Raw genomic sequence first — 21,483 nt, 5'->3', positions numbered from 1 at the left:
ACGTCCCGCCGGCTACGGGGCCCTCCTCCGCAACGCCTTCCGCACGGCCGTGGCCAGGCCGTCCGCCACTCCCCGGGACCGGGACCGGGGCCGGGGCCGGGACGCCGGGGGCTCGGGCCAGGGAGCCCCCGACGCCGTGAAGTCGTAGGCGGTCTCGGCGTGCTCGGTCTGGTCGATGCCGACCACCTCGACCTCCTCGGCGACCCGGAAGCCGATGGTCCCCTGGATCGCCCGGCCGAGCAGCCAGGAGAGCACGAAGGAGTAGCAGGCGACCACCACGACTCCGACCGCCTGCCTGCCGAGCTGCCCGAAGCCGCCGCCGTAGAACAGGCCCCTGGCGCTCTCGCCGACGTGCCCGGTGGCGAGCAGGCCGATCAGCAGCGAGCCGATCGCCCCGCCGACCGCGTGCACGCCGACCACGTCGAGCGAGTCGTCGAAGCCCAGCCGGTACTTGAGGCTGACCGCCGCCGCGCAGACCGCGCCCGCGACCAGCCCGATCACGATGGAACCGAGCACCGAGACCGACCCGCAGGCCGGGGTGATGGCGACCAGTCCGGCCACCGCGCCGGAGGCCGCGCCCAGCGAGGTGAAGGCGCCGTTCCTCGCCCGTACGTAGGCCAGCCAGCCGAGCATCGCGGCGGCGGTGGCGATCTGGGTGTTCAGGAACGCCGCGCCGGCGACGCCGTCGGCGGCCAGCGCCGAGCCCGCGTTGAAGCCGAACCAGCCGAACCAGAGCAGCCCGGAGCCGAGCATCACCAGCGGCAGGCTGTGCGGGCGCATCGGGTGCTTCCGGAAACCGACCCGCTTGTCCAGTACCAGGCAGAGCGCCAGGCCCGCGACCCCGGCGTTGACGTGCACCGCGGTGCCGCCGGCGAAGTCGATCACGCCCACCCGGTCGACCAGCCAGCCGCCGTGCCCGTTGTCGGTGCTGAACACCCAGTGCGCGACCGGGAAGTACACCACCGTGGCCCAGACCGTGACGAACAGCGTCCAGGCGGTGAACCTGGCGCGGTCCGCGATCGCGCCGCTGACCAGCGCCGGGGTGATCACCGCGAACATCAGCTGGAACACGGCGAACACGGTGACCGGGATCGAGCCGTGCAGCTCGTCCCGCCCGATGCCGCGCATCCCCAGGTGGTCGAGGTTGCCGATCAGGCCGTGGAAGGCGTCGGAGCCGAAGCTGAGCGAGTAGCCGTAGAGCACCCACAGCACGCTGACGATCGCCAGCACGACGAAGCACATCGACAGCATGTTCAGCGTGCTCTTGGCCCTGACCATGCCCCCGTAGAAGAAGGCCAGCCCGGGGGTCATCAACATGACCAGGGCCGCACTGATGAGCACGAAGGCGGTGTCGCCCGCACTGAAACCGGCCGGCATCGGTGGCGGACTCAGCCGAGCCGGGTGCCGGTGCTCCGGTGGATCGCCGTCTTCCCGGACTCCACCGTGCCGTGCGCGGCGCGGACCGAGTCGCGCAGCAGCTCCAGTCGGTGGGGGCCGGGGGCGGCGCCCAGGGCGGTGAGCACGCCGAGCGCGGTGTCGGTCGCCTGGCGCGCGGTCCGCAGGATCGCGGTGCGCTCCTGGTCGTCGTCCTCGCCGAGGCTGTGCAGCGCCGCCGCCGCCTCCGCCAGGTGGGCGGCCACGCCGTGGACCGTCGGCGGGTGCGGATGCCGCCGGGCGGCCTGCCCGTGCGGCCACAGATGGCAGCGCACCCGGAGCGGCCGGGAATGGCGGTCATGAGCAGGGTCAAGGTGCGTACTCATCGCGAAGCTCCTCGGGATCTCCTGGGGACGGCCCCCTGCTCCACCGGAATGCTAAGGCGGCTCCTCGATCGGCGCCTGCCGGGGGAGGCCGGGGCGGAGGCGTGCGGAGCACCGGCCGGACACCTCATTGGGTAACCTTGAGATTACGGAGAGATTTCGGAAAGGTAAACCACTATGGGGTGATCGTGATGCCTCCCCTCCCAACCTCCTCCCCTTCCCTGACCGCTTCCTCCTCCCTGATCGCGACGCCGACGACCACGCCCCGAGCGGGGCCGCTGCGCCTGTTCGTCCGCCAGCCGTTGACCCGTTCCGGCCCGGGCGACCGGGACGTGGTGCAGAGCGTGGTCGACCTGGCCGCCGACCCAGGGGTGGCGAGCGGCCCGGTGACCCTGCTGCCCTACCCCGCCGCCCAGCACGCGGGGACGTTCAAGGAGGCCTTCACCGAGGAGACCGGCCTGCTGTTCACGCCCGCGGCGTTCCGCGCCTGGCGGCTGGGCCTGCTCGACAGCGCCCACGCGATGCTGGTGGTGCGCACCGAGCTGAGCGAGTCCGGCGCCTACGAGGTGGCCTACAACGTCCACGCCGGGCCCCGGCTGCCCGTCTTCTTCGCCGTCCACGCCTCCTGCCCGATCAGGACGACCCTCCTGCAGGACCTGGCCCCGCTGGTGGACGCCCGCTACTACTCCTTCACCCGCGCCGGGGACCTGGCCGGGCCACTGCACTCGTTCCTGGTCGCCGCCCGCCGAAGGGGACGGTCGGCATGATCTCCCTCGCCTCCCGCCCCGCGTCCGGTGGCCACCCCCGGGAGGTGGCGGAGTGGGACGCGCAGTGCCACCTCGGGTGCGCGGCGCGAATGCTCCAGGTGCCCGACACGGCCTGGCCGCAGCAGCAGGACGCGGCCTGGGCTACCCTCCGGGAGGCCGTCCGCACCGCCCTGTCCGCGCTGGCCGCAGCCCGGGTGCCGCCCGGACCGCGCCGCTTGGTCCTGCTGCGCGAGACCGTCGGCAGCGCCCGCGCGACGGGGCTCTCGGCCCACATGGCCGTCTACCAGCAGCAGGCCGCCACCGCCCACCCCGGAGCCGGCGAGACCGCGCTCCGGCACCACCCGGCGGGAGTCCGCGCCGAGCGGCGCCCTTCCGCTCCTCCGCCGCCCGGAGCGGACCCGAGGATCATCGGGACGAGGACCGGCGCCCGGCCGCGCGGGGGACCTGCCGTCGATCACCCGGTGGTACGTCGTGTGGTGTACTGCGGCGGTGAGCACTGAGTACGAACTTGGTCGGGCCGTAGCCAGCCGTGAGCTGGTCTTCACCGCTGCGGACGGCACGCGGGTGCCGGTGCTGGTGGAAGTCGGGGTGCCGTCCCGCGACCCGGAGGGGCCGGACTGGTACTGCCCGTACCGGATCACGGGGCACCCCGGCGTCGCCGACCGCGTGACGGCGATCTTCGGCGTCGACTCGCTGCAGGCGTTGCAGCTCGCCCTCACCTGCCTCCCCGACGAGTTGAGCGACGCGGCCGGGCTGACCTTCCTGGGCGGGACGGACCTGATGTTGGGGAGCGGGGGTTCGTGAGGGCGGAAGCCTGACGGATCGGGGGCCGGGCCCGGGCGGTCAGGACGGTGCGGCCGCCGAGGAGGCGACGGCGGCGGCGAAGTCGGGGTGCACGCCGAGCTGGGCGAGCATGACGCTGAGCCCGACGTAGCAGTTGAACTCCTTGACCTTCCCGTTCTCGACGTACCAGAAGTCGGCGGTGGGGATGCTGAGTCGGGCGCCGGTCGTCCGGACGGTGCCGGCGGGCGTCTCGAAGGGGCCGGTGACGGTGCCCTCGATCGTCAGCTCGACGGCGACCACGTCGCCGATGACGTGGACCCGGTGGAGTTCGCGGTGGATGTCGGGTGCCAGGGCTGCCATGAAGACGACCTGGTCGCCGAGGTGTTCGCCGCGGTAGCTCTCGCCCGCGACGACGTTGTTGAACACCCCGTCCTCGGCGAACTCGTCGATGAAGCCCGGTACGTCGAGGACGTGGCCCTCGGCCGCGTGGTAGGCGGCCCGCACCACGGCTTCCGCGTCGGTGGTCATCGCACGTCCCCTTCCATGAAAGCAATCAAATGCTTGCTTGAAATTATGGGAGCGTCATGGCGAGTGGTCAAGCATTTGCTTGAATGGTTCTGGTCGGACGGGGGTCCGTGCAGGTCAGCCCGGGTACGGCTGGCCGTGGAACGCGCCGGTCAGGACGGGCAGCAGCTGCCGCTCGATCCGTTCGGCGGGCTCGCTGGCCAGCTCGGCGCCGATGGGGGCCAGGGCGAGCCAGTTCAGCAGGCCGGCGGCGCAGCGGGTGCGGAAGACGAGTTCCCGCTCGTCGGTTCCGGGCAGGTTGGCCGTCAGTACGCGGACCGCGTCCTGACGAGCCCGTTCGAACTTGCCGCTCAGGCGGTCCCAGCCCTGGGGCGGGTCGATGCCGACCCGGGCGACGGTGCGCATCACGGCCAGTTCCGGTCCGCCGGCGGCCAGTGCCCTGATCATCGGCCGGGCGAACGCCGCCGCGAGCTCCTGGAGGGTCGCGTCGGGGCCGAGCGGGTCGAGCGCCTGGATCTGGGCGTCCAGGTACCGCTCCAGCGCCTGCTCGATCGCGGCGTCGCAGAGCGCCCTCAGCGAACCGAAGTGGTAGCTGACCGCGGCGACGTTGGCCCCGGCGCGGTCGGTGACGTCGCGGAGCTTCACGCCGTCCTGGCCGCGTTCCGCCAGGAGGTCCAGGGCGGCGGCCAGCAGGCCGTCCCGGGTGCGCCGGCCGGTCTCCCGGCGCTGGTCCGTCTTCTCTGCCCGTGCCATGGTCCGGACTCAAGCAGGGGCTCGCGATGATTGTCAAGCGACTGATTGAGTTCCTGCCGCCCGGGCCCGGCCGTACCCCCTACAGCGTGGCGGGTTGGGGTTGGGTGGGGACGACGATGACGGTGGTGGTGTCGGCGGTCAGGGCCGTGGTGAACTCCCGTTCCAGGTCCTCGGTCGTCTCTACGTCGACGGCGTGGCAGCCGAAGCCGCGGGCGAGTGAGGCGATGTCGAGGCCGGGGAGGTCGAGTGCGGGCACGCCGGGAGTGTCCTCCAGTCGGGCGAAGGACTTGAGGATCGCGTACTCGTGGTTGCGCATGACCACGTAGACGATCGGGAGGCGGTGCCGGGCCGCGGTGTAGAGGGCCTGGACGCAGTACTGGAAGGAGCCGTCGCCGATCAGGCCGACCACCGGGCGGCGTACTCCGCGCTCCCGGTCGGCGAGCGCGATGCCCACGGCGGCGGGGACGGCCCAGCCGATGCCGCCGCTGGCCGTGGAGAAGAAGGATCCGGGGCGGGAGGTGGGCAGCCATTCGAGCTGCTCGGCCATGGTCGACGTCGACTCGTTGACGATGACGGCGTCCGGTGGGCGGACCCGGCTCAGGGCGGCGTAGACGGCGGGCGGGGGGAGCGGGAGAGTCGGGGAGGCCGGCAGGACCCGGGGCCGGGGCATCGGGTCGGGGGCGGTGCGGGCCGTGCCCTCCTGGACCAGGTCCAGCAGCCCTTCGAGGGCCAGCCGGGGGTCGCCGAGCAGGCTGTCGCCGGCCCGGGCGGTGGCGGCGGCGTGCGGGTCGCCGGTGAGCTGGAGCAGGGCGGTGCCCGCGGGGAGGTAGTCGCCCGGTACGTACGGGTAGTAGCGGAAGACCTCCGCGCCGATCACGGCGACCAGGTCGTGTCCGGTCAGGCGTTCGCCGACGGCCTTGACCGACAGGCCCAGCGGGCCGGCGTAGAGCGGGTGGTCCTCCGGGAAGGAGGTGCGCTCCGCGAGCGGGGGGCCGTAGACGGTGGCGCGCAGCTTCTCGGAGAGGGCGACGGCCGCGTCCCAGCCGCCGCCGCGGTCGACCTCGGGTCCGAAGACGAGCGCGGGCCGACGGGCGGCGGAGAGGCGCTCGGCGAAGGCCCGCAGCCGTGCCGGGTCGGGGGCCACCCGGTGGCTGACCGTCCGCACCCGGGTGAAGGCGGACAGCGGCTGCTTCCAGTCGTCCAGCGGGATCGACAGGTAGACCGGCCCGGCGGGCGGCTGGAGCGCGTGCGCGTAGGCGCGCATGACGGCCTCGGGGACGTCCTCGGCGCGGGCCGGTTCGTAGGACCACTTCACCGAGGGCAGCGGCAGCAGGGTCGCCTCGCGGTTGGCGAGGTACGGCTCGCCGATCAGCAGGTCCCGGTGCTGCTGGCCGGAGGTGACGATCAGGGGCGTGTGCGCGTGGGAGGCCGACACCAGGTTGCCCATGGCGTTGCCGGTGCCGGCCGAGGAGTGCAGGTTGACCAGTGCGGGGCGGCCGGTGACCTGGGCGAAGGCGTCGGCCATGGTGATCGCGGAGGCCTCCTGGAGCGCCAGGACGTAGCGGAAGTCCGCGGGGAAGTCCTGGAGGAAGGGCTCCTCGGTGGAGCCCGGATTGCCGAAGACCGTGGTGAGTCCGAGCGTGCGCAGCAGGTCGTACGTCACGGTGCGGACGGTGGATCGCTCGGCCATGGGGGCCACCGGCTTTCCCTCGGGGACGTCGGGGCGATTCGGCTCCGGCCGTCGCACGGCCCGACACCAGCAGGAGAGCACCGGCCCCGAGGGCCCCGCAACCGGACGGGCGGGTGCGGGGCCCTCGGGGCCGGACGGATCCGGCTACTTCGCGAGGAAGGTCAGGAGGGCGGTGTTGACCTCTTCGGCGTGGGTCCACAGCAGGCCGTGCGGTGCGCCCTCGATCTCCACGTACTCGGCGGAGGGCAGGGCCCGGTGGAACGGGCGGGCGGTGCTGTCGATGGGCAGGATGCGGTCGCCGGTGCCGTGCAGGATCAGGGCCGGCACGTCGATGCGGGGGATGTCGGCGCGGAAGTCGGTGTACCAGGTGGAGGGTGCCGCGGCGGCGGCGTACCAGCCGCCGGCCGCCGCGACGTTCCAGCTGTTGCGGACGGCCTCCTCGCTGATCCGGGTGCCGAGGTTCTCGTCGAGGTTGTAGAAGTCCTGGTAGAAGGCGGTGTAGTAGGCGTACCGGTCGGCCTTCACAGCAGCCACGATGCCGTCGAAGAAGTCCTTCGGGGCCGCGCCGTCCGGGTTGTCGTCGGTCTTGAGGAGGTAGGGCTCCAGCGAGCCGAGGAAGGCCACCTTGGCGACGCGGCCGGAGCCGTACGCGGACACGTAGCGGGCGACCTCCCCGGTGCCCATCGAGAAGCCGACCAGGACGGCGTCCCGCAGGTCGAGGGTCTCCAGCAGGGTGTGCAGGTCGGCGGCGAAGGTGTCGTAGTCGTAGCCGGTGGTGGGCTGGGAGGAGCGGCCGAAGCCGCGGCGGTCGTAGGTGACGACCCGGTGGCCGGCGTCCAGCAGTGCGGCGCTCTGCCGTTCCCAGGAGTGCCCGTCCAGCGGGAACCCGTGGATGAGGACGACCGGCTGCCCGGAGCCGTGGTCCTCGTAGGAGAGCTCGACGGGGGCGGAGTTCTCCTGGCCGACGGTGACGAAAGGCATGGGCGCTTCCTTTCTCTCGGGCAGCGTCAGGGCTGCGGTGGGTCACACGCTAGGGCGTGTCTGACAATTGGCGTCGGATCAGCGCGCGGCGTTGGGGTGCGTGCATCGCAAGGCGGAGGAGGGAGCCACTGCGGAGCATTGGCGACCGACGACAACGCGGCGAGGTGCGTGCACCGGCGTCGCGCGCCCGGCGGGAATTGTCAGACACGCCCCCGGACCGGCCGGGTACGAATGGTTGCCGCTGCGGGCACCGCGTGTCGTCCGGGAGCGGCGTCGGGAGCCCTACAGCTCGCGCATCTCGCGCCTGGTCAGCGCGTATCCGAAGGCGCCGATCAGGCACAGCCCGGTCGTCGCGAACACCCACCGGCTGCCGAAGGCGTCCACCGCCGCGCCGGCCGCGATCACCGAGACCGGGAAGACGCCCAGCGCGCAGAAGGTGACGGCCGCCATGACCCGGGCCAGCAGCGCGGGCGGGGTGCTCTTCTGCACGCCGGTGACGACCAGGACGTTGGTCACCGTGCTGGCGCCGCCCGCCACGCAGAGCAGCAGGACGGCGCCGACGAGGCCGGTGAAGGGCACCAGGCCGATCGCCGCGCCCATCACCAGGCCGGAGAGCATCGCCGTGCGGCCCCGGGAGCGCACCTCGGTGAGGCCGGCCGCGAACAGGCCGCCGACCAGCGCGCCGCCGGTGAACGCGGCGAGCAGCAGGCCCAGCCCGGCGGCGCCGGCGGAGAAGCCGTGGGTGGCCAGGGCCGGCAGGGCGACCCGGGTGGCGCCGCCCACCGTCAGGTTCGCGATCGCCGTCACCGTCAGCACCGCCCGCAGCAGCGGCGATTCCCGCAGCAGGGTACGGAAGTTCCGTGGTACGGAGGCGCGTTCGGAGATCGGGCGGGCCGGTGCGACGAGGCCGCCGCGACCGATCAGCAGCAGCGTCGCCGTGGACACGGCGAAGGTCGCCGCGTCCACGCCCAGGGCGGTGGCCGGGTTCAGCCAGGCGACCAGCGGGCCGGCCACCGCCGGGCCGAGCAGGCCGGCGCCGAAGGTGACCGTGCTGTTCAGGGCGTTGCCCGCGTGCAGGTCCTCGGCGGGCAGCAGGGCCGGGGTGATCGCCCAGGCGGCCGGCAGGAAGACCCCCGCCCCGAGGCCGACCAGCAGGGCGAGTCCGCCGATCAGCCAGAACGCGGCCGCCCCTCCTGCGGCGACCGCGCAGAGCCCGGCGGTGGCGAGCAGCCGGCCGAGGTCGGCGGTCAGCATCACCCGCCGGGCGCCGAACCGGTCGGCGAGGATCCCGCCGAGCGGGGTGGCGGCCAGCCGTCCCGCGCCGTAGGCGGCGACCACCAGGCTCAACTGGCGGGCGCCGCCGCCGAGGGAGTAGACCAGCAGCGGCAGGGCGACCACCTGGAACGCGTTGCCGAACTCCGAGGTGGCCTGGCCGATCACCAGCAGCCGGAAGCCGCGGGAGCGCAGCGGGGCGACGCCGAACCGGGGGCGGAACCGCAGCAGGCCCGAAGCGCCCGCTGTCTTCGCGCCGTCCGCCTTCGCGCCGCTAGCCATCGAGGGAGACCGGCAGCGACTCCAGGCCGCGCAGCATGATCGTGTTGCGCCAGGGCAGGGTCTCCTCGGCGGCGGCCAGCTCGATCCGCGCGAAGCGCTCCAGCAGGCCGGTCAGCGCGACCTCGCTCTCCAGCCTGCCGAGGAAGGAGCCGAGGCATCGGTGCAGGCCCTGTCCGAAGGCCAGGTGGCCCGGATCGCCCCGGTCCAGGATCAGCCGGTCGGGATCGGTGAAGCGGGCCGGGTCCCGGTTGGCCGCGCCGAGTGAGAGCAGCACCAGCTCGTCCGCCGGGATCTCCACGTCGTCGACCATCACGTCGGCGTTGGTGAACCGCAGGGTGGCCATGCTCACCGGGGACTCGTAGCGCAGGAACTCGTCGATCGCGACGGGCATCGCCGCCGGGTCGGCGCGCAGCCGGGCGAGCTGGTCGGGGTGGTGGAGCAGGGCCAGGGTGGCGGTGCCGAGCAGGTTGACGGTGGTCTCGTGACCGCCGATCAGCAGCAGGAAGACCATCGAGAACACCTCCTGCTCGGTGAGTTCGCCGGCGTCGCGGGCCCGCACCAGGTCGGTCAGGACGTCCTCGCCCGGGGCGGCCCGTCGGGCCGTCATCAACTCCCGGAGGTAGTCGTTCATCTCGGCGGTGGCCTGGTCGAAGGTCATCTCGCCGCCCTGGGTGAGGATCGCCGTCGACCAGGTGCGGAAGGCGTGCATGTCCTCCGGGGGGAAGCCCAGCAGCTCGCAGATGACCATGATCGGCAGCGGGAAGGCGAAGTCCGCCACCAGGTCGGCGGTCTCCCGTCCGCGCAGCCCGTCCAGCAGGCCGCCGGCGATGCGCTCGACCATCGGCCGCATCAGGTCGACCCGTCGGCGGGTGAAGACGCCCTGGATCAGGCGGCGCAGCCGGGTGTGGTCCGGCGGGTCGCTGTTGAGCATGTGGACGACCTCGGAGCCGAGCGTCAGGCCGGAGCCCCGCCCGCTCGCGATGGCCTGGCTGCGGCGGACGTCCTGCCCGAAGCGCGGGTCCATCAGCGCCGCCCGGACGTCCTGGTAGCGCGTCACCAGGTAGACCGGCAGGCCCTCGCCGAACTCCACGACGGAGACCGCGCCGGCCTCGCGGATCCGGGCGAGGGTGGGGTAGGGGTCGCGGATGAAGGCGGACATCCGTCCGGCGGCGTCGTCGACCGCGGTGGTCATGGATCTCTCCTCGGGCTCGGAACTCTCGCGGTTACGCGGTCACGCGGCTACACCGTCAGCGACGGGAAGGGCCAGCGGCGCACCCGCATCGGCAGGAACCAGGCGCGGCCGGCCTGTTCGGCGATCAGACCGGCCTCGGCGAAGTCCCGGTGGACGGCCTCCGGCAGCCGGCCGACCTCGACACCCTCGGCCAGCGCGTCCACCTGCGCCAGGTGGCCCGGTTCGTCGATGGTGAACAGCTCCAGCGTCCCGAACCGGCGGTCGCGCACCTCGACGAAGCCGGGGCCGCGCCGGAAGACGCACTTGCTCGGGTAGTACGTGGCGCGCCAGTCGGCGACGACGTCCTCCGGCCCGCCGGTCAACCGCTCCGGCGGGTACAGGTGGTGGAACCGGCGCCGCGCGGCGCAGCCGTCCGTGCAGACCGCCTGCCAGAGCACGGCCAGCCCCTGTCCGGTCGCCTCGCGCAGCAGCATCAGCGCCCGTGCGGAGGCCGCGGGCGCGTCCGCGCAGAGCCGCACCGGCTCGGTCAGCCGCAGGCAGCGGACCCCGGTGCGGTGCAGCCCGGTGACCTCCTCCTGCGCCGGGCCGGGCAGGGTGCGGCGGCCGAGCGCGAAGCCCGGCAGCTCCCGGGCGGCGGGGTCGTAGTCGAGCCAGAGCTCGACCTCCGGGCCGGCCGCGCGCCAGGCGGCGTCGGTTGTTCCAGCACCGGTCCTTGCGGCGTCCGTCCTTCCGGCATCGTTCCGTTCAGCCGATCGCGACGGCATCGGGCACCTCCTCGGTGCGGGGGAGGGCGGCGGCGGGGCCGTGCCGGTGCCGCATCCGCATCAGCACCTGGTTGTCGGACTCGACGGCGACCTGGAGGTAGCCGGCCCCGTCGTGGAACAGCAGGCCCAGCGCGGTGAAACGCTCCAGCACCGGTTCGACCGCCGCCGCCCCGCCGGGGACCTTGGCGGCCAGCGCGGCGGCCGAGCGGGGCTGGACCAGCAGCCGGAAGACGGCGAGCTCCACCGGATCGGTCAGCTCGACCACCCGCCAGTCGTACCCGGGACGGGTGTTGACGAGCACGACCCGTCCGCCCGCGTCCCGGTAGCTGAGCCGGCTGTCGGGGAACCGCGCGAGCCAGGTGTCCACCGCCGCGCCCAGCCGCTCCGCGAGCCCGCCGCCGATCCCGCGCGGCGGCGCGGTGAACACGTAGGCCAGTTCGTTGAGTTCGCTCTCCGGCAGGCGGTACGTCGCGCGGTACTGGAAGGCCGGCCGGGTGATCGCGAAGCCCAGCTCGGGGCGGTCGAAGTACGGGCTGAACCGCTCGATCGCGATCCGCCCCGCCCCGGTCGGCGGGTCCAGGTGGTGCAGGACGGGCAGTTGGCTGATCACCGACTCGTAGTCCTCCGGCTGTTCGCCGGGGAAGCCGTAGAGGTAGTTCCAGGTCACCGAGACCCCGGCGCTCTGCGCGTCCCGCAGCGCGCGGACGTTCTGGCAGCCCGTCACCCCCTTGTCCATGATCCGCAGGACCCGGGTGCTCAGGTTCTCGATGCCGGGCTGCACCTGGGCCGCGCCCGAGTCGCCGAGCAGCTGGAACTGGTGGCGGCGCAGGTTGGCCTTGATCTCGAAGTGCAGCCGCAGGTCGACCGGGAGTTCGGCCAGCGACTTCAGGACGGTGTCGAAGTAGCCCATGTCCAGGATGTTGTCGACCACGTAGACGTCCAGCAGCTGGTGGCGTTCGGCGAGCGCGAGCACCTCGGCGAGGAAGTCCGCCGGCGGCTTGGAGCGGAACTCCATCGAGGAGCCGTTGAGCCCGCAGAAGGTGCAGTGGTGCTTCTCGCCCCACCAACAGCCCCGGGAGCCCTCGACGACCAGCTTGGGATCGACCCAGCCGGCCGCGACGGAGGCGTCGAGCCGCTCGAAGAAGCCGTCGTAGCGGGGCGCCAGGATCGCGGAGGGCGGCAGCGGACGCCTCGTCATCGTGTTGGCCGTCGACATCCCGGAGCCGTCGCGCCAGCACAGTCCGGGGACGGCGGAGAGGTCGCCGCCCGCCGGGAGGCCCGCCAGGAGCGCCGGGAAGGCGGCCTCGCCCTCGCCGCGCACCACGTAGTCCAGGAACGGGAAGTTGCGGTGCAGCGCGGCGCCCTGCGGACCGTCGCAGTTCGCGCCGCCGAACACCGTGCGCACCTGCGGGCAGCGCTGCTTGAGCAGCCTCGCGGCGGCGAGGCTCGCGGTGTTCTGCTGGAAGGTGGTGGTGAAGCCGACCAGGTCCGGTGGGTCGGCGGCGAGTTCCTCGACCAGGCGGGCGATGAACGCGGGGGCGATCGCGCGGGTGGCCCGGGTCAGGGCGATCTCCTGCTCGCTCGCGCCGTTGGCGGCCAGGTACTCGAAGTAGCCGGTGCTGTCGGTGCTGTTGTCGTCGGCCTCGCCGTCGCCGCCGTCGTCGCCGTACAGCGCGCCGGCGAACGCCCAGTCGCCCGCGCCCTGGAAGTAGGACTTCTCGGAGAAGTACTGGTAGTCGTCCGCGCCGAAACCCGCGGTCTCGGCGGCCCAGTCCACGAAGTCCAGGTTGGCGTACCGGACGTCGACCTGGTGGCCGGCGCGCGCGGCGGTGGTGTGCAGGATCCCGAGCGCCAGCGACGGCACGTCGATCGCGCCCCAGGGCATGTGCAGAAGAACGATACGCATGGTGGCCAGTTCCGTCGGTCGCAGGCGGTCGGTCAGGGGTGTCGGCGGGGTGTCGCTCCGGGGCACCGCGGGCGCCCCGGAGCGACGGGGGGTCACTTCTTCGCTTCCGGCTTCGGCTTCGGCTGCCCCTTCAGGGCAGGCGCGACCGGCGCGGCCTTGGTGATGTCGAGCGCGAAGTTCTGGACCACCACGGCGCCCCGGTCACGCTCCGGGGTGCTGATCGGGTCGTTCTGGATGCTGCGTCGCTTCATGGCTGTTCACCTCCTTCCATCGACTCGGCGGGAACCCCGGGGCGGTCGCCCCGGGGTGGCCGGGGGAGCGGTGGCGGCCAGGCGTGTTCGGCGAACCGGACCATCGCGGCCAGCACCGATCGGTGGTCGGCGGTCCGGCGGCTGTAGTGGCCGCCGTCCACCCAGAGCAGCTCGTGCGGCACCGCCAGCCGCCGCAGGTCCGCGGCGTACCGGGCGACCTGGTCGGGCGGGCACCGCTCGTCGGTCCGCGAGGCGACCAGCAGGACGGGCGAGCGGACCTGGTGCACGTACGTCCGCGGGTCGGCGGCTCGGTAGCGTTCGGGCACCTCGTCCGGGGTGCCGCCGAAGAGCTGCCGGTCGAGCTCGCGCAGTGCGGGGGTGGTGGTGCGGTACGTGGCGGGGTAGTCCGCGATCGGCTGCGCGGCCATGCCGAGCGACCACAGCTCCGGCTGCGCGCCCATCGCCAGCAGGGCCAGGTAGCCGCCCCAGGAGAAGCCGCACAGGCCGGTACGCTCCGCGAGCGCCGTACCGTCGGCGACCAGCTCGGCGCGGACGGCGGCCAGGTCCTCGATCTGCGCCAGCCCGACCCGGTGGCCGTACTCGTGCTGCCAGCGGGCGCCGTAGCCGGTGGAGCCGCGGTAGTTGGTGCGCACCACCGCGTAGCCGCGGTCGACCAGGGCGTTCACCCGCGGGTCGTAGGAGTCCCGGTCGTGGGTGGCGGGGCCGCCGTGGACCAGGAAGAGGGTCGGCCACGGGCCGGGGCCGACCGGGGTGCTGACGAAGCTGTGGATCCGCCCGTACGGCCGGGGCGTCCAGCGCCGGGTGCGGGAGGTGTCGCCGCCGTCCGGATCGGGGTGGTCGGCCGTCGCCGTGCCGGGGCGCAGGACCAGCGGGCGGGGCGGGGTCGACTCCCGGCTCCAGACGCAGTGCAGGGTGCCGTCCGGGGCACAGGACAGGTCGTGGATGGTGCCGCCGGGGGTGCTGATCTCCTGTACGCGCGGCTGTGCGTGCGACTGTACGCGCGACTGTGCGTGTGCCTGTACGTGCGTCGCCTCCTGTCCCGGCGGCGGGTCGAGGTCGGCGAGGAGGAGCCGGCTCCGCCCGGCCCGCTCGTGCTGGATCAGCACCCCGCGCGGCCCCTGGTACCAGCCGGCCGAGATCTGCGAGTCGAAGGAGAGCCCCGGGTGTCTTCGCAGGCCCGTGCTCGCCCGCCAGGTCGCGACGGTGTACCGCTCGTCCTCCTCGGCCACCAGGAGCAGCTCCGGTTCGTGCACCGCGAGCGGGTTGAACTCGATCGGCCAGAGCCGCAGTCGGCGGTTCCCGGCGAGCCGCAGCGGACCGTCCACCGGGGTGTCGTGCTGGGCGTCCGGCCGGGTGTCCGTCGGCCAGAGGACCACCGAGTCGTCCCCGTCGGGGCGCCCGCCGAGGGCGAGCAGCCGGCCGTCCGGCGACAGGTCGGCCAGGCTCAGGTAGCCCGGCGCCGAACCGACCAGCCGGGCCTCGCCCGCGGGCGGTCCGACGTAGCAGTGCGAGGCGCCGTCGACGCCGACGGCCACCGCCGCGAGCGCGCCCGTCCGGTCGAAGGCGACGCCGTAGGCCCGCCCGGGCGGCACGCCCTGCAGCGCCGCGCCGCCCGTTCCGTCCGTTCCACCCGCTCCGCCTGTTCCGCCCGCGAACGGCTCGCGCCACCACCGCCCCTCCCCGGTGCTGTCGGCGTCGAACCACCAGATTGCCTCGCCGTCCGGTTCGATCTCGCTGAGGTGGACGCCTTCCGGTCGGTCGGTGACCACCCGGCGCCGACCCGTCCCCAGGTCCCAGGCGACCGCCTGCCAGCGCTCCTCGACGAGCCGGGTCTCGACCGCGCGGTCGGCCGCGAGCGCGGCGAAGCCGGGGGACTGGAACGCCTGCGTCATGGACCCGGCCCTTCCGGCTCGACGGCTCGATGGTGGGAACAGGCTGCGCTGAACGTCCCGGGGCCGGTGCGCCGGTGTGAAGGTCCGGTGAACCAGCGTGAAGAAAGGGTCACTTGCGGAAGATTGCGGCCACTCTAGGGAGACGCCGTGGCGGCGACCAGACCTTTCGCACAGTTGGCCGAAAGACGGCTGAAGTGACCGCCGGTAGGCGGTGATGCGGATGCGCCGGCAAGGCGCGGAGGCCACCGGCAACGGGTGTCCGCCCACGGGCCCGCCCCGACCCCGACTCCGACCCCGGCCGCGCGGCCGCGCCCGTACGGATGCGAGGGTAGGCCCCGTGAACGAGACGATCATGGCAGCCGCCCGCGAACGAGCCGCCGGACACCGGCGCCGGTTCGACCTCCGCTTCGAGGCCTACTTCGCCGCCCTGCCGGAGCGCCTCGACACGCCGCCGCTCAGCCGCTTCACCCCGCGCTGCCTGGAACTGCTGCGGGACCTCTCACTGCGCGGCGGCAAGCGCCTGCGGGTCGCCCTGCTGTACGAGGCCGCCCGCTTGGTGACCACCGACCCGGTGCCCGGCCTGGCGGAGGCCGCGCTGAGCATCGAACTGCTCCAGACGCACGGGCTCGTCCACGATGACATCATCGACGACGCGCCCGTACGCCGCGGCGGCCCCTCCACCTACTACGCCTACCGCCGGGAGTTCCCGGAGGCGGACCGCACCGCCCTCGGCCTGGCCGTCCTGGCCGGTGACCTCGCGGCCTTCCTGTCGATGCGGGTCCTGCTGGAGGCGGACGTCCCCGCTGAGCTGCGCCAGGCGATGCTGGAGGTGCAGCTGAACGCGGGCGCCGAGACCGTCACCGGCCAGATCGTCGACCTCGAACGCGATTTCCGGTCGCTCCCGGACGAGGAGTTCCTGCACACCGTCTGCGAGTACAAGTCCACCCGGTACTCGGTGCTCGCCCCGCTGCGGCTGGGGCTGCTGGCCGCAGGCGAGGACGTGGCCGCCCACGACGCACGGCTGCGCCGCTACGCGACCCTGGTCGGCATCGGCGGCCAGCTGCGCGACGACTACCTCGACCTGTTCGGCGACGAGGACGCCACCGGCAAGTCCACCGGCGCCGACCTCCGCGCGGGACGCCGCAGCTACGCCGTGAGCGCCCTGCTCGCCGCCGCGGACGAGGCCCAGCGGGCCGTGGTGGAGTCCGCGCTCGGCGACCCGCACTGCCCGGACGACACGGTCGAGAACGTCCGCGAGCTGGCCCGGCGGCTGGGCGTGGACGGCAGGCTCCGCTCGGACATGCGCCGCTGCGCCGAGGCGGCCCGCGCCGAGGCCGAGGGCTGGCGCCCGCACTGGCGGGAGGAGGCGGTGGCCTTCTTCGCGGGCCTGCCGCTGTCGAACGTGGTGCCGGACTGACCGGACTGACCGGACTGACCGGGCGGTGCGGGCCCGCGTCCGAGGGAGCGCCGCTCAGACGCGGGCCGGGAGCCAGCCGTGCTGGACGGCGCGCACACCGGCCTCGAACCGGCTGCGGGCGCCGAGCCGCTCCATCAGCTCGGTGGCGATCCGCCGCGCCGTGCGCGGCGAGACGCCCAGCCGCTTGGCGATCGCCTCGTCGGTGTGCCCCTCGGAGAGCAGCCGCAGGGCGGCCGACTCCTGGCCGCTGAGGCCCCGGGAGTCGCGGACGGCGGGGCCCACCAGGGGCCGCGCGGCGTCCCAGACGTTCTCGAACAGCGCGCAGAGGGCCGTCAGCGTGCCGTGCCCGGTCAGCACCACGGCCGCCGCCGCCGTGTCCTCGCTGTTCACCGGGATGACGGCGGTGGCGCGGTCGACCACGATCATCCGCGTCGGCAGCGACGGCTGTCGGAGCCTTCGGGAACTGACGCCCTTGAGGCTGTTGACCAGCTTGGAGAGCTGGATCTCGGGCGGGTAGTGCACCAGCAGATGGACGTGGTCCTGTTCGCCGTTGGACTGCTTCAACTCGGCCTCGAAGTCTGCGCATACGTCCCGCGTGATCTCTTCGCAGCGGGTCAGCATGGCGTCCGTGAAGGCCCTGCGCCGGTACTTCGTGGCGAAAACCAAGTGGACGTGCAGGTTGTGGACGACATGGCGGCCGGTGCGCATATCGGGATTCGGATTCCATCGCGGTGCCATGAACCAAACTGCTACGGTGGGCATCGTGCAGCTTCGGTATGCCTTCCGCGTGTACCCGAGCGCTGGTCAGCGTGCTTTGTTGGCAAGGTCGTTCGGGTGTGCACGGGTGGTCTTCAATGACGCGCTCTGCGTCCGTGAGGACGCCCGCGCGGCCGGGTTGCCGTTCGTCACGTCGGCCGAGCTGTCCAAGCGGCTGACGGCCTCGAAGAAGACCCCCGGGCGTGCCTGGCTCGGCGAGGTGTCCTCGGTGATCCTGCAGCAGTCCTTGCGGGACCTGGACACCGCGTACCGGAACTTCTTCGACGGCATCAGGGGCAAGCGGCCGAAGGCCGGACCGCCCCGCTTCAAGTCCCGTAGGGACAACCGGCAGGCGATCCGCTTCACCGCCAACGCCGGATGGAGGATCACCGACGGCGGGAAACTGCGCCTGCCGAAGATCGGTGACGTGCGGGTGAAGTGGTCGCGGGCGCTGCCGTCGGTGCCGTCCACGGTGACCGTGATCCAGGATGCCGCCGGGCGGTACTTCGCCTCCTTCGTGGTCGAGACCGACCCGGCCGCCGACCGTGAGCGGATGCCCGCGGCCGACGCCACGGTCGGCATCGACCTCGGACTGGCCCACTTCGCCGTGCTCTCGGACGGCACGAAGATCGACAGCCCGAAGTTCCTGCGCCGCGCCGAGAAGAAGCTCAAGAAGGCGCAGCGGGTGCTCAGTCGCAAGGTGAAGGGGTCGAAGAACCGGGACAAGGCCCGGGTCAGGGTCGCCCGTGCGCACGCGCGGGTGGCCGATGCGCGGCGCGAGTTCCACCACCGGCTCTCCACCAGGTTGATCCGCGAGAACCAAGCGGTCGCCGTGGAGGACCTGGCGGTGAAGGGACTCGCCCGCACGCGCCTGGCCAAGTCCGTGCACGACGCCGGGTGGTCGGCGTTCGTGACCATGTTGGAGTACAAGGCCGTGCGGTACGGGCGTGCCTTCCACCGGACAGGCCGCTTCGAGCCGACCTCACAGGTGTGCTCGGACTGCGGCGTCAAGGACGGGCCCAAACCCCTCAGTGTCCGGGAGTGGACGTGCGGGGCGTGCGGGGCTGTCCTGGACCGGGACGTCAACGCGGCGGTCAACGTCGCCAAGGCCGCCGGACTGGCGGTATCAGCCTGTGGAGCGCAGGTGAGACCGGAACGCGTTCCGGCACAGCGCGGTGAAGCAGGAACCCACCCGAAGCCGCACCGGGCAACGGTGCGACAGGCGGGAATCACTCGCCTTTAGGCGGGTGAGGATGTCAAGAACTGGAACTGTCCCGATCCGGCCCCGCTGGACGAAACCGGCAGGGGACGTTTCCGTCCACCTGACAGCCCTTCCGTCCGCCTCGGGCCACGACGAAGGTAGAGGTCGCCGGCCGGGAGCACCGGCCGGCGAGGCCACCAGGACGAAGCGGCACCGCGGGACGCACGGTCCGGCCGCTCCACCCACCCGGCCCCGCCCCCGTTGAAGGGCCCCACCATGCTGCGCATCCGTCTCGCCAGGGCCGCCGCGGTCGTCACCCTTGCCGTCGCCGCCGCCCTGCCCGTTGTCGCCCTGTCCGTCGCCGGGCACGCCACCGCCTCAGTCCCCCGCGTTGAGGCCGCCGACGTGCACGACGACAACATGATCTGGCAGTAAACGGCACCGCTAACCGGCACCGCCGCGGGCGCCCACGACCGCTGCTCCTGCAGGGCAGCCGTCCCGCCCCGCGCCTACTGAACACCGGTCCCGGTCTCCGTGCCCGTCGCCACCGCCCGACCCGCGGACCGTTCCTCCACTGCCGTACCACGCCTGTCCCAGCCATGCCCGAAACAGGAGAACCCACCATGCGCAAGCGTTCCGCCCGCACGCTGGTCACCGCCGCGTTCGCCACCGCCGCGGTCACACCCGTCCTCATGCTGGCGGGAGCCCAGATCGCCGTCGCCGGCGTCGGGTCGAACATCGTCGGCACCGCCGAGGCCAACCTCGGCCACGGCGCCTGCGACACCAACAGCGCCGGCGGCAGCGGCTACTACACCAGCTGCGGCGAGTCCTGGTGCGCCGACTTCGCCCGCTGGGTCTGGGCGCAGAACGGCGTCAACGTCTCGGGGCTGACCTCCGGGGCCGGCCGCTTCGGACAGTACGGCTCCGGTCTGCACTCGACTCCCCGCGTCGGTGACGCCGCCGTCCTCAACTACAGCTCCGGCTGCGCGGAGCACGTCTCGCTGGTCGTCTCGGTCAACTCCGACGGGTCCGTCGGCACCATCGGCGGCAACCAGGGCAACAGCCAGGTCACCCGCGGCACCATCACCGCCGGCGGGATGCACGGGTCGAAGCATGTCAGCGGCTACGTGTCGCCGATCGGCGGCCGGGGGTCCTCGGCCGGTACGGAGTCGGGTGGGGCGGGTCGGGTGCGGTGGGCGGACTTCGACGGTGACGGTCGTACGGACTACGTCATCACCCAGCCGGACGGTGCGGTGGGTGTCTTCCGCAACACCGGGATCGGCAGCTGGAGCGACCTGGGCAAGGTGGCCGGCGGTGTCACGGCCGACACCTCGCGGATCAAGTGGGCGGACATCGATGGTGACGGGCGCGCGGACTACAACATCGTGAACCCGGACGGCAGCATCACCAGCTACGTCAACCACGGTGGTGACACCGGTGGCGGCTGGACCCTGCGTCCCAAGATCACCACCGGTCTGACCAGCAACCAGAACACCGTCGACCTCGCCGACATCAACGGCGACGGCCGTGCCGACTACCTCGTGACCACCGGTCCGACCACCGCCTTCCTGAACAACGGCGGAGACGACCGGAACAACCCCGGCTGGATCGACTACGGCCAGATCGCCGCCGGCGCCTGAACCGCGACCGGAAACAGGGAAGGAACCCCGTGAAGCGCACCACCACACTCGCCATGGCCGCGGTGACCGCAGTGGCCGCACTCGCCGCCGTGGCCCCCACGGCGTCCGCCGCCGCACCGACGCCCGCCCCGGTCCTGCGGGTGATGCCGCTCGGCGACTCGATCACCGCCGGGTATCGGAGCACCACCGACGCCGGGTACCGCGGACCGCTCGCCGACCTGGTGGCCGAGCAGAACCGCTACACCGTCGACCTGGTGGGCTCGCGCGGCAACGGCGCGGTGCTCGACCCGGACAACGAGGGCCACAGCGGGTCCATGGTCAACGACCTCCTCGCCGGAGTCGACGGATGGCTGGCCGCCGCCCAGCCGGACGTCGTCCTGCTCCACATCGGCATCAACGACCTGGACCGGGGCACCGACAAGGCGCACGCCGCGGACCGGACGTCGGCGCTGATCGACCGGATCCTGGCCGACCGGCCGGGGGTGACCGTCCTCGTGATGGGCCTGATCCCGACCACGCCGAACCTGACCGCCCAGGTGGCCGACTACAACAGCGCCCTGAGCCAGGCCGTCCTCGCGAAGCAGGCCCAGGGCCGCAAGGTCCGCTACACCGCCGCGCCCGCGCTGACCCCGGCCGAGATGGCCGACGGCCTGCACCCCGACGACCTGGGCTACCAGCGGCTGGCGCAGACCTTCGACCAGGCCCTGGACCGCGCCTTCACGGACGGCCTGGCCGCCCCGGCCCCGGTGCACCACGCCGGTACGGAGTCGGGCGGGGCGGGCCGGGTGCGCTGGGCCGACTTCGACGGCGACGGCCGCGCCGACTACATCGTCCTCAACGACGACGGCTCGGCCCGGGTCCTCCTCAACAAGGGCGGTGACGGCCACGGCGGCTGGAGCGACCTGGGGCAGGTCACGACCGGGATGACCAGCGACCGCAGCCGGGTCCGCTTCGCCGACTTCGACGGTGACGGCCGCGCGGACTACATCCTGATCAACGGTGACGGGTCCGTCCGGGTCTTCCTGAACAAGGGCGGTGACGGCCACGGCGGCTGGAACGACCTCGGCCAGGTCGCGAGCGGGCTCACCGCCGACCCCTCCCAGGTCACCTTCGCCGACTTCGACGGCGACGGCCGCGCCGACTACCTCATCACCCAGCCGGACGGCGCCGTGGGCGCCTTCCTCAACCGGGGCGGCGACGGCCACGGCGGCTGGATCGACGACGGCAAGGTCGCCGGCGGTCTCACCACCGACCGCGGCCGGGTCCGCTTCGCCGATCTCGACGGTGACGGGCGTGCCGACTACAACGTCATCAACCAGGACGGCTCCATCACCACCTTCCTGAACAAGGGCGGCGACGGCCACGGCGGCTGGACCGACTACGGCCGGACGGCGACCGGGCTCACCACCGACCAGGCCACGGTGGCGCTGGCCGACATCAATGGTGACGCCCATGCCGACTACCTCGTCACCACCGGCCCCACCACAGCCTTCCTCAACAACGGCGGTGACGGCCACGGCGGTTGGACCGACTACGGCCGGATCGCGGCGGGCGTCTGAGCCGGCGGGTCGTTGATCGACCCGCGTGGCGCGAACGCGCGGGGCGGTGGTCTTCGCGGTGGGGAACTCCGCGA

21 protein-coding genes and 1 pseudogene are annotated in these 21,483 nt (G+C 72.9%); 8 read left to right on the top strand and 14 right to left on the bottom strand.

What is annotated here, in order from left to right; genetic code table 11:
- Window positions 1–12 precede the first annotated feature (12 nt).
- Window positions 13–1,377, bottom strand: a complete 1,365-nt coding sequence (locus ACFVXH_RS26245; protein ID WP_387827655.1) for an ammonium transporter — start codon at window positions 1,375–1,377, stop codon at window positions 13–15.
- A gap of 11 nt (window positions 1,378–1,388) precedes the next feature.
- A complete protein-coding gene (locus ACFVXH_RS26240; RefSeq protein ID WP_375873002.1) occupies window positions 1,389–1,760 on the bottom strand; it encodes a hypothetical protein in 372 nt (123 codons plus the stop codon).
- Between the two features lie 188 nt (window positions 1,761–1,948).
- Here ACFVXH_RS26240 and ACFVXH_RS26235 point away from each other — a divergent pair, with 188 nt between their 5' ends.
- From ACFVXH_RS26235 to ACFVXH_RS26225, 3 genes are read left to right on the top strand one after another with little or no spacing between them, the layout of a single operon-like run.
- A complete protein-coding gene (locus ACFVXH_RS26235) occupies window positions 1,949–2,524 on the top strand; it encodes a hypothetical protein (RefSeq protein WP_387827651.1) in 576 nt (191 codons plus the stop codon).
- The gene (locus tag ACFVXH_RS26230) at window positions 2,521–3,024 is read left to right on the top strand and encodes a hypothetical protein (RefSeq protein ID WP_387827648.1); all 504 of its coding nucleotides are present in this window, start codon (window positions 2,521–2,523) and stop codon (window positions 3,022–3,024) included. Before ACFVXH_RS26235 ends, ACFVXH_RS26230 begins: the two co-directional genes overlap by 4 nt.
- Window positions 3,014–3,328 carry a DUF6968 family protein gene (locus tag ACFVXH_RS26225; RefSeq protein WP_387827646.1) on the top strand — a complete coding sequence of 105 codons (315 nt, stop codon included), beginning with the start codon at window positions 3,014–3,016 and terminating at the stop codon, window positions 3,326–3,328. The genes ACFVXH_RS26230 and ACFVXH_RS26225 overlap by 11 nt, the downstream gene beginning before the upstream one ends.
- Window positions 3,329–3,367: 39 nt before the next feature.
- Here the strand turns inward: ACFVXH_RS26225 and ACFVXH_RS26220 are convergent, their stop codons facing one another.
- From ACFVXH_RS26220 to ACFVXH_RS26175, 10 genes are all read right to left on the bottom strand, one after another.
- A complete protein-coding gene (locus ACFVXH_RS26220) occupies window positions 3,368–3,835 on the bottom strand; it encodes a nuclear transport factor 2 family protein (RefSeq protein ID WP_387827643.1) in 468 nt (155 codons plus the stop codon).
- Between the two features lie 114 nt (window positions 3,836–3,949).
- Window positions 3,950–4,585 (bottom strand): TetR/AcrR family transcriptional regulator, encoded by a 636-nt coding sequence (locus tag ACFVXH_RS26215; RefSeq protein ID WP_387827640.1) that lies wholly within the window; start codon window positions 4,583–4,585, stop codon window positions 3,950–3,952.
- A gap of 79 nt (window positions 4,586–4,664) precedes the next feature.
- On the bottom strand, window positions 4,665–6,275 hold the full coding sequence (mdlC, locus tag ACFVXH_RS26210) for a benzoylformate decarboxylase (protein WP_387827637.1): 1,611 nt from the start codon (window positions 6,273–6,275) through the stop codon (window positions 4,665–4,667).
- 144 nt (window positions 6,276–6,419) lie between these two features.
- Window positions 6,420–7,256, bottom strand: a complete 837-nt coding sequence (locus ACFVXH_RS26205) for an alpha/beta fold hydrolase (RefSeq protein ID WP_387827634.1) — start codon at window positions 7,254–7,256, stop codon at window positions 6,420–6,422.
- Window positions 7,257–7,538: 282 nt separating this feature from the next.
- Window positions 7,539–8,810, bottom strand: coding sequence for an MFS transporter (locus tag ACFVXH_RS26200; RefSeq protein WP_375873009.1), 1,272 nt, complete (start codon window positions 8,808–8,810; stop codon window positions 7,539–7,541).
- Complete coding sequence (locus ACFVXH_RS26195; protein ID WP_387827631.1) at window positions 8,803–10,002, bottom strand: cytochrome P450; 1,200 nt, start codon at window positions 10,000–10,002, stop codon at window positions 8,803–8,805. The genes ACFVXH_RS26200 and ACFVXH_RS26195 overlap by 8 nt, the downstream gene beginning before the upstream one ends.
- A gap of 47 nt (window positions 10,003–10,049) precedes the next feature.
- A complete protein-coding gene (locus ACFVXH_RS26190; protein ID WP_387827628.1) occupies window positions 10,050–10,766 on the bottom strand; it encodes a DUF5825 family protein in 717 nt (238 codons plus the stop codon).
- Window positions 10,747–12,672, bottom strand: coding sequence for a RiPP maturation radical SAM C-methyltransferase (locus tag ACFVXH_RS26185; RefSeq protein ID WP_387827625.1), 1,926 nt, complete (start codon window positions 12,670–12,672; stop codon window positions 10,747–10,749). The genes ACFVXH_RS26190 and ACFVXH_RS26185 overlap by 20 nt, the downstream gene beginning before the upstream one ends.
- 92 nt (window positions 12,673–12,764) lie before the next feature.
- Window positions 12,765–12,923, bottom strand: coding sequence for a hypothetical protein (locus ACFVXH_RS26180; RefSeq protein ID WP_181970410.1), 159 nt, complete (start codon window positions 12,921–12,923; stop codon window positions 12,765–12,767).
- Window positions 12,920–14,836, bottom strand: a complete 1,917-nt coding sequence (locus ACFVXH_RS26175) for an alpha/beta hydrolase family protein (protein WP_387827622.1) — start codon at window positions 14,834–14,836, stop codon at window positions 12,920–12,922. Before ACFVXH_RS26175 ends, ACFVXH_RS26180 begins: the two co-directional genes overlap by 4 nt.
- Window positions 14,837–15,188: 352 nt before the next feature.
- Here ACFVXH_RS26175 and ACFVXH_RS26170 point away from each other — a divergent pair, with 352 nt between their 5' ends.
- Window positions 15,189–16,253 carry a polyprenyl synthetase family protein gene (locus tag ACFVXH_RS26170; RefSeq protein WP_387828016.1) on the top strand — a complete coding sequence of 355 codons (1,065 nt, stop codon included), beginning with the start codon at window positions 15,189–15,191 and terminating at the stop codon, window positions 16,251–16,253.
- 54 nt (window positions 16,254–16,307) lie between these two features.
- On the opposite strand, the gene ACFVXH_RS26165 is transcribed toward ACFVXH_RS26170, so the two are convergent.
- Both ACFVXH_RS26165 and tnpA read right to left on the bottom strand, forming a co-directional pair.
- Complete coding sequence (locus tag ACFVXH_RS26165) at window positions 16,308–16,679, bottom strand: LuxR C-terminal-related transcriptional regulator (protein ID WP_387828013.1); 372 nt, start codon at window positions 16,677–16,679, stop codon at window positions 16,308–16,310.
- Window positions 16,680–16,700: 21 nt separating this feature from the next.
- Window positions 16,701–16,991: pseudogene (tnpA, locus tag ACFVXH_RS26160) on the bottom strand (IS200/IS605 family transposase); the annotation flags it as partial.
- Window positions 16,992–17,016: 25 nt separating this feature from the next.
- On the opposite strand from tnpA, the gene ACFVXH_RS26155 reads away from it, so the two are divergent.
- The 4 genes from ACFVXH_RS26155 (at window position 17,017) to ACFVXH_RS26140 (ending at window position 21,409) form a co-directional block, all read left to right on the top strand.
- Window positions 17,017–18,252, top strand: a complete 1,236-nt coding sequence (locus ACFVXH_RS26155; protein ID WP_387828010.1) for an RNA-guided endonuclease InsQ/TnpB family protein — start codon at window positions 17,017–17,019, stop codon at window positions 18,250–18,252.
- Between the two features lie 234 nt (window positions 18,253–18,486).
- On the top strand, window positions 18,487–18,645 hold the full coding sequence (locus tag ACFVXH_RS26150) for a hypothetical protein (RefSeq protein WP_387827619.1): 159 nt from the start codon (window positions 18,487–18,489) through the stop codon (window positions 18,643–18,645).
- Window positions 18,646–18,833: 188 nt separating this feature from the next.
- Window positions 18,834–19,850, top strand: coding sequence for an FG-GAP-like repeat-containing protein (locus tag ACFVXH_RS26145; protein ID WP_387827617.1), 1,017 nt, complete (start codon window positions 18,834–18,836; stop codon window positions 19,848–19,850).
- Between the two features lie 29 nt (window positions 19,851–19,879).
- Window positions 19,880–21,409: an FG-GAP-like repeat-containing protein gene (locus tag ACFVXH_RS26140; RefSeq protein WP_387827614.1), complete on the top strand. Its 1,530-nt coding sequence runs from the start codon at window positions 19,880–19,882 to the stop codon at window positions 21,407–21,409.
- Window positions 21,410–21,483: the final 74 nt, after the last annotated feature.

The sequence above is a fragment of the Kitasatospora sp. NPDC058184 genome (genome assembly GCF_042883725.1).
GTDB lineage: Bacteria > Actinomycetota > Actinomycetes > Streptomycetales > Streptomycetaceae > Kitasatospora.
This window is presented reverse-complemented; position numbering and strand designations above follow the sequence as displayed.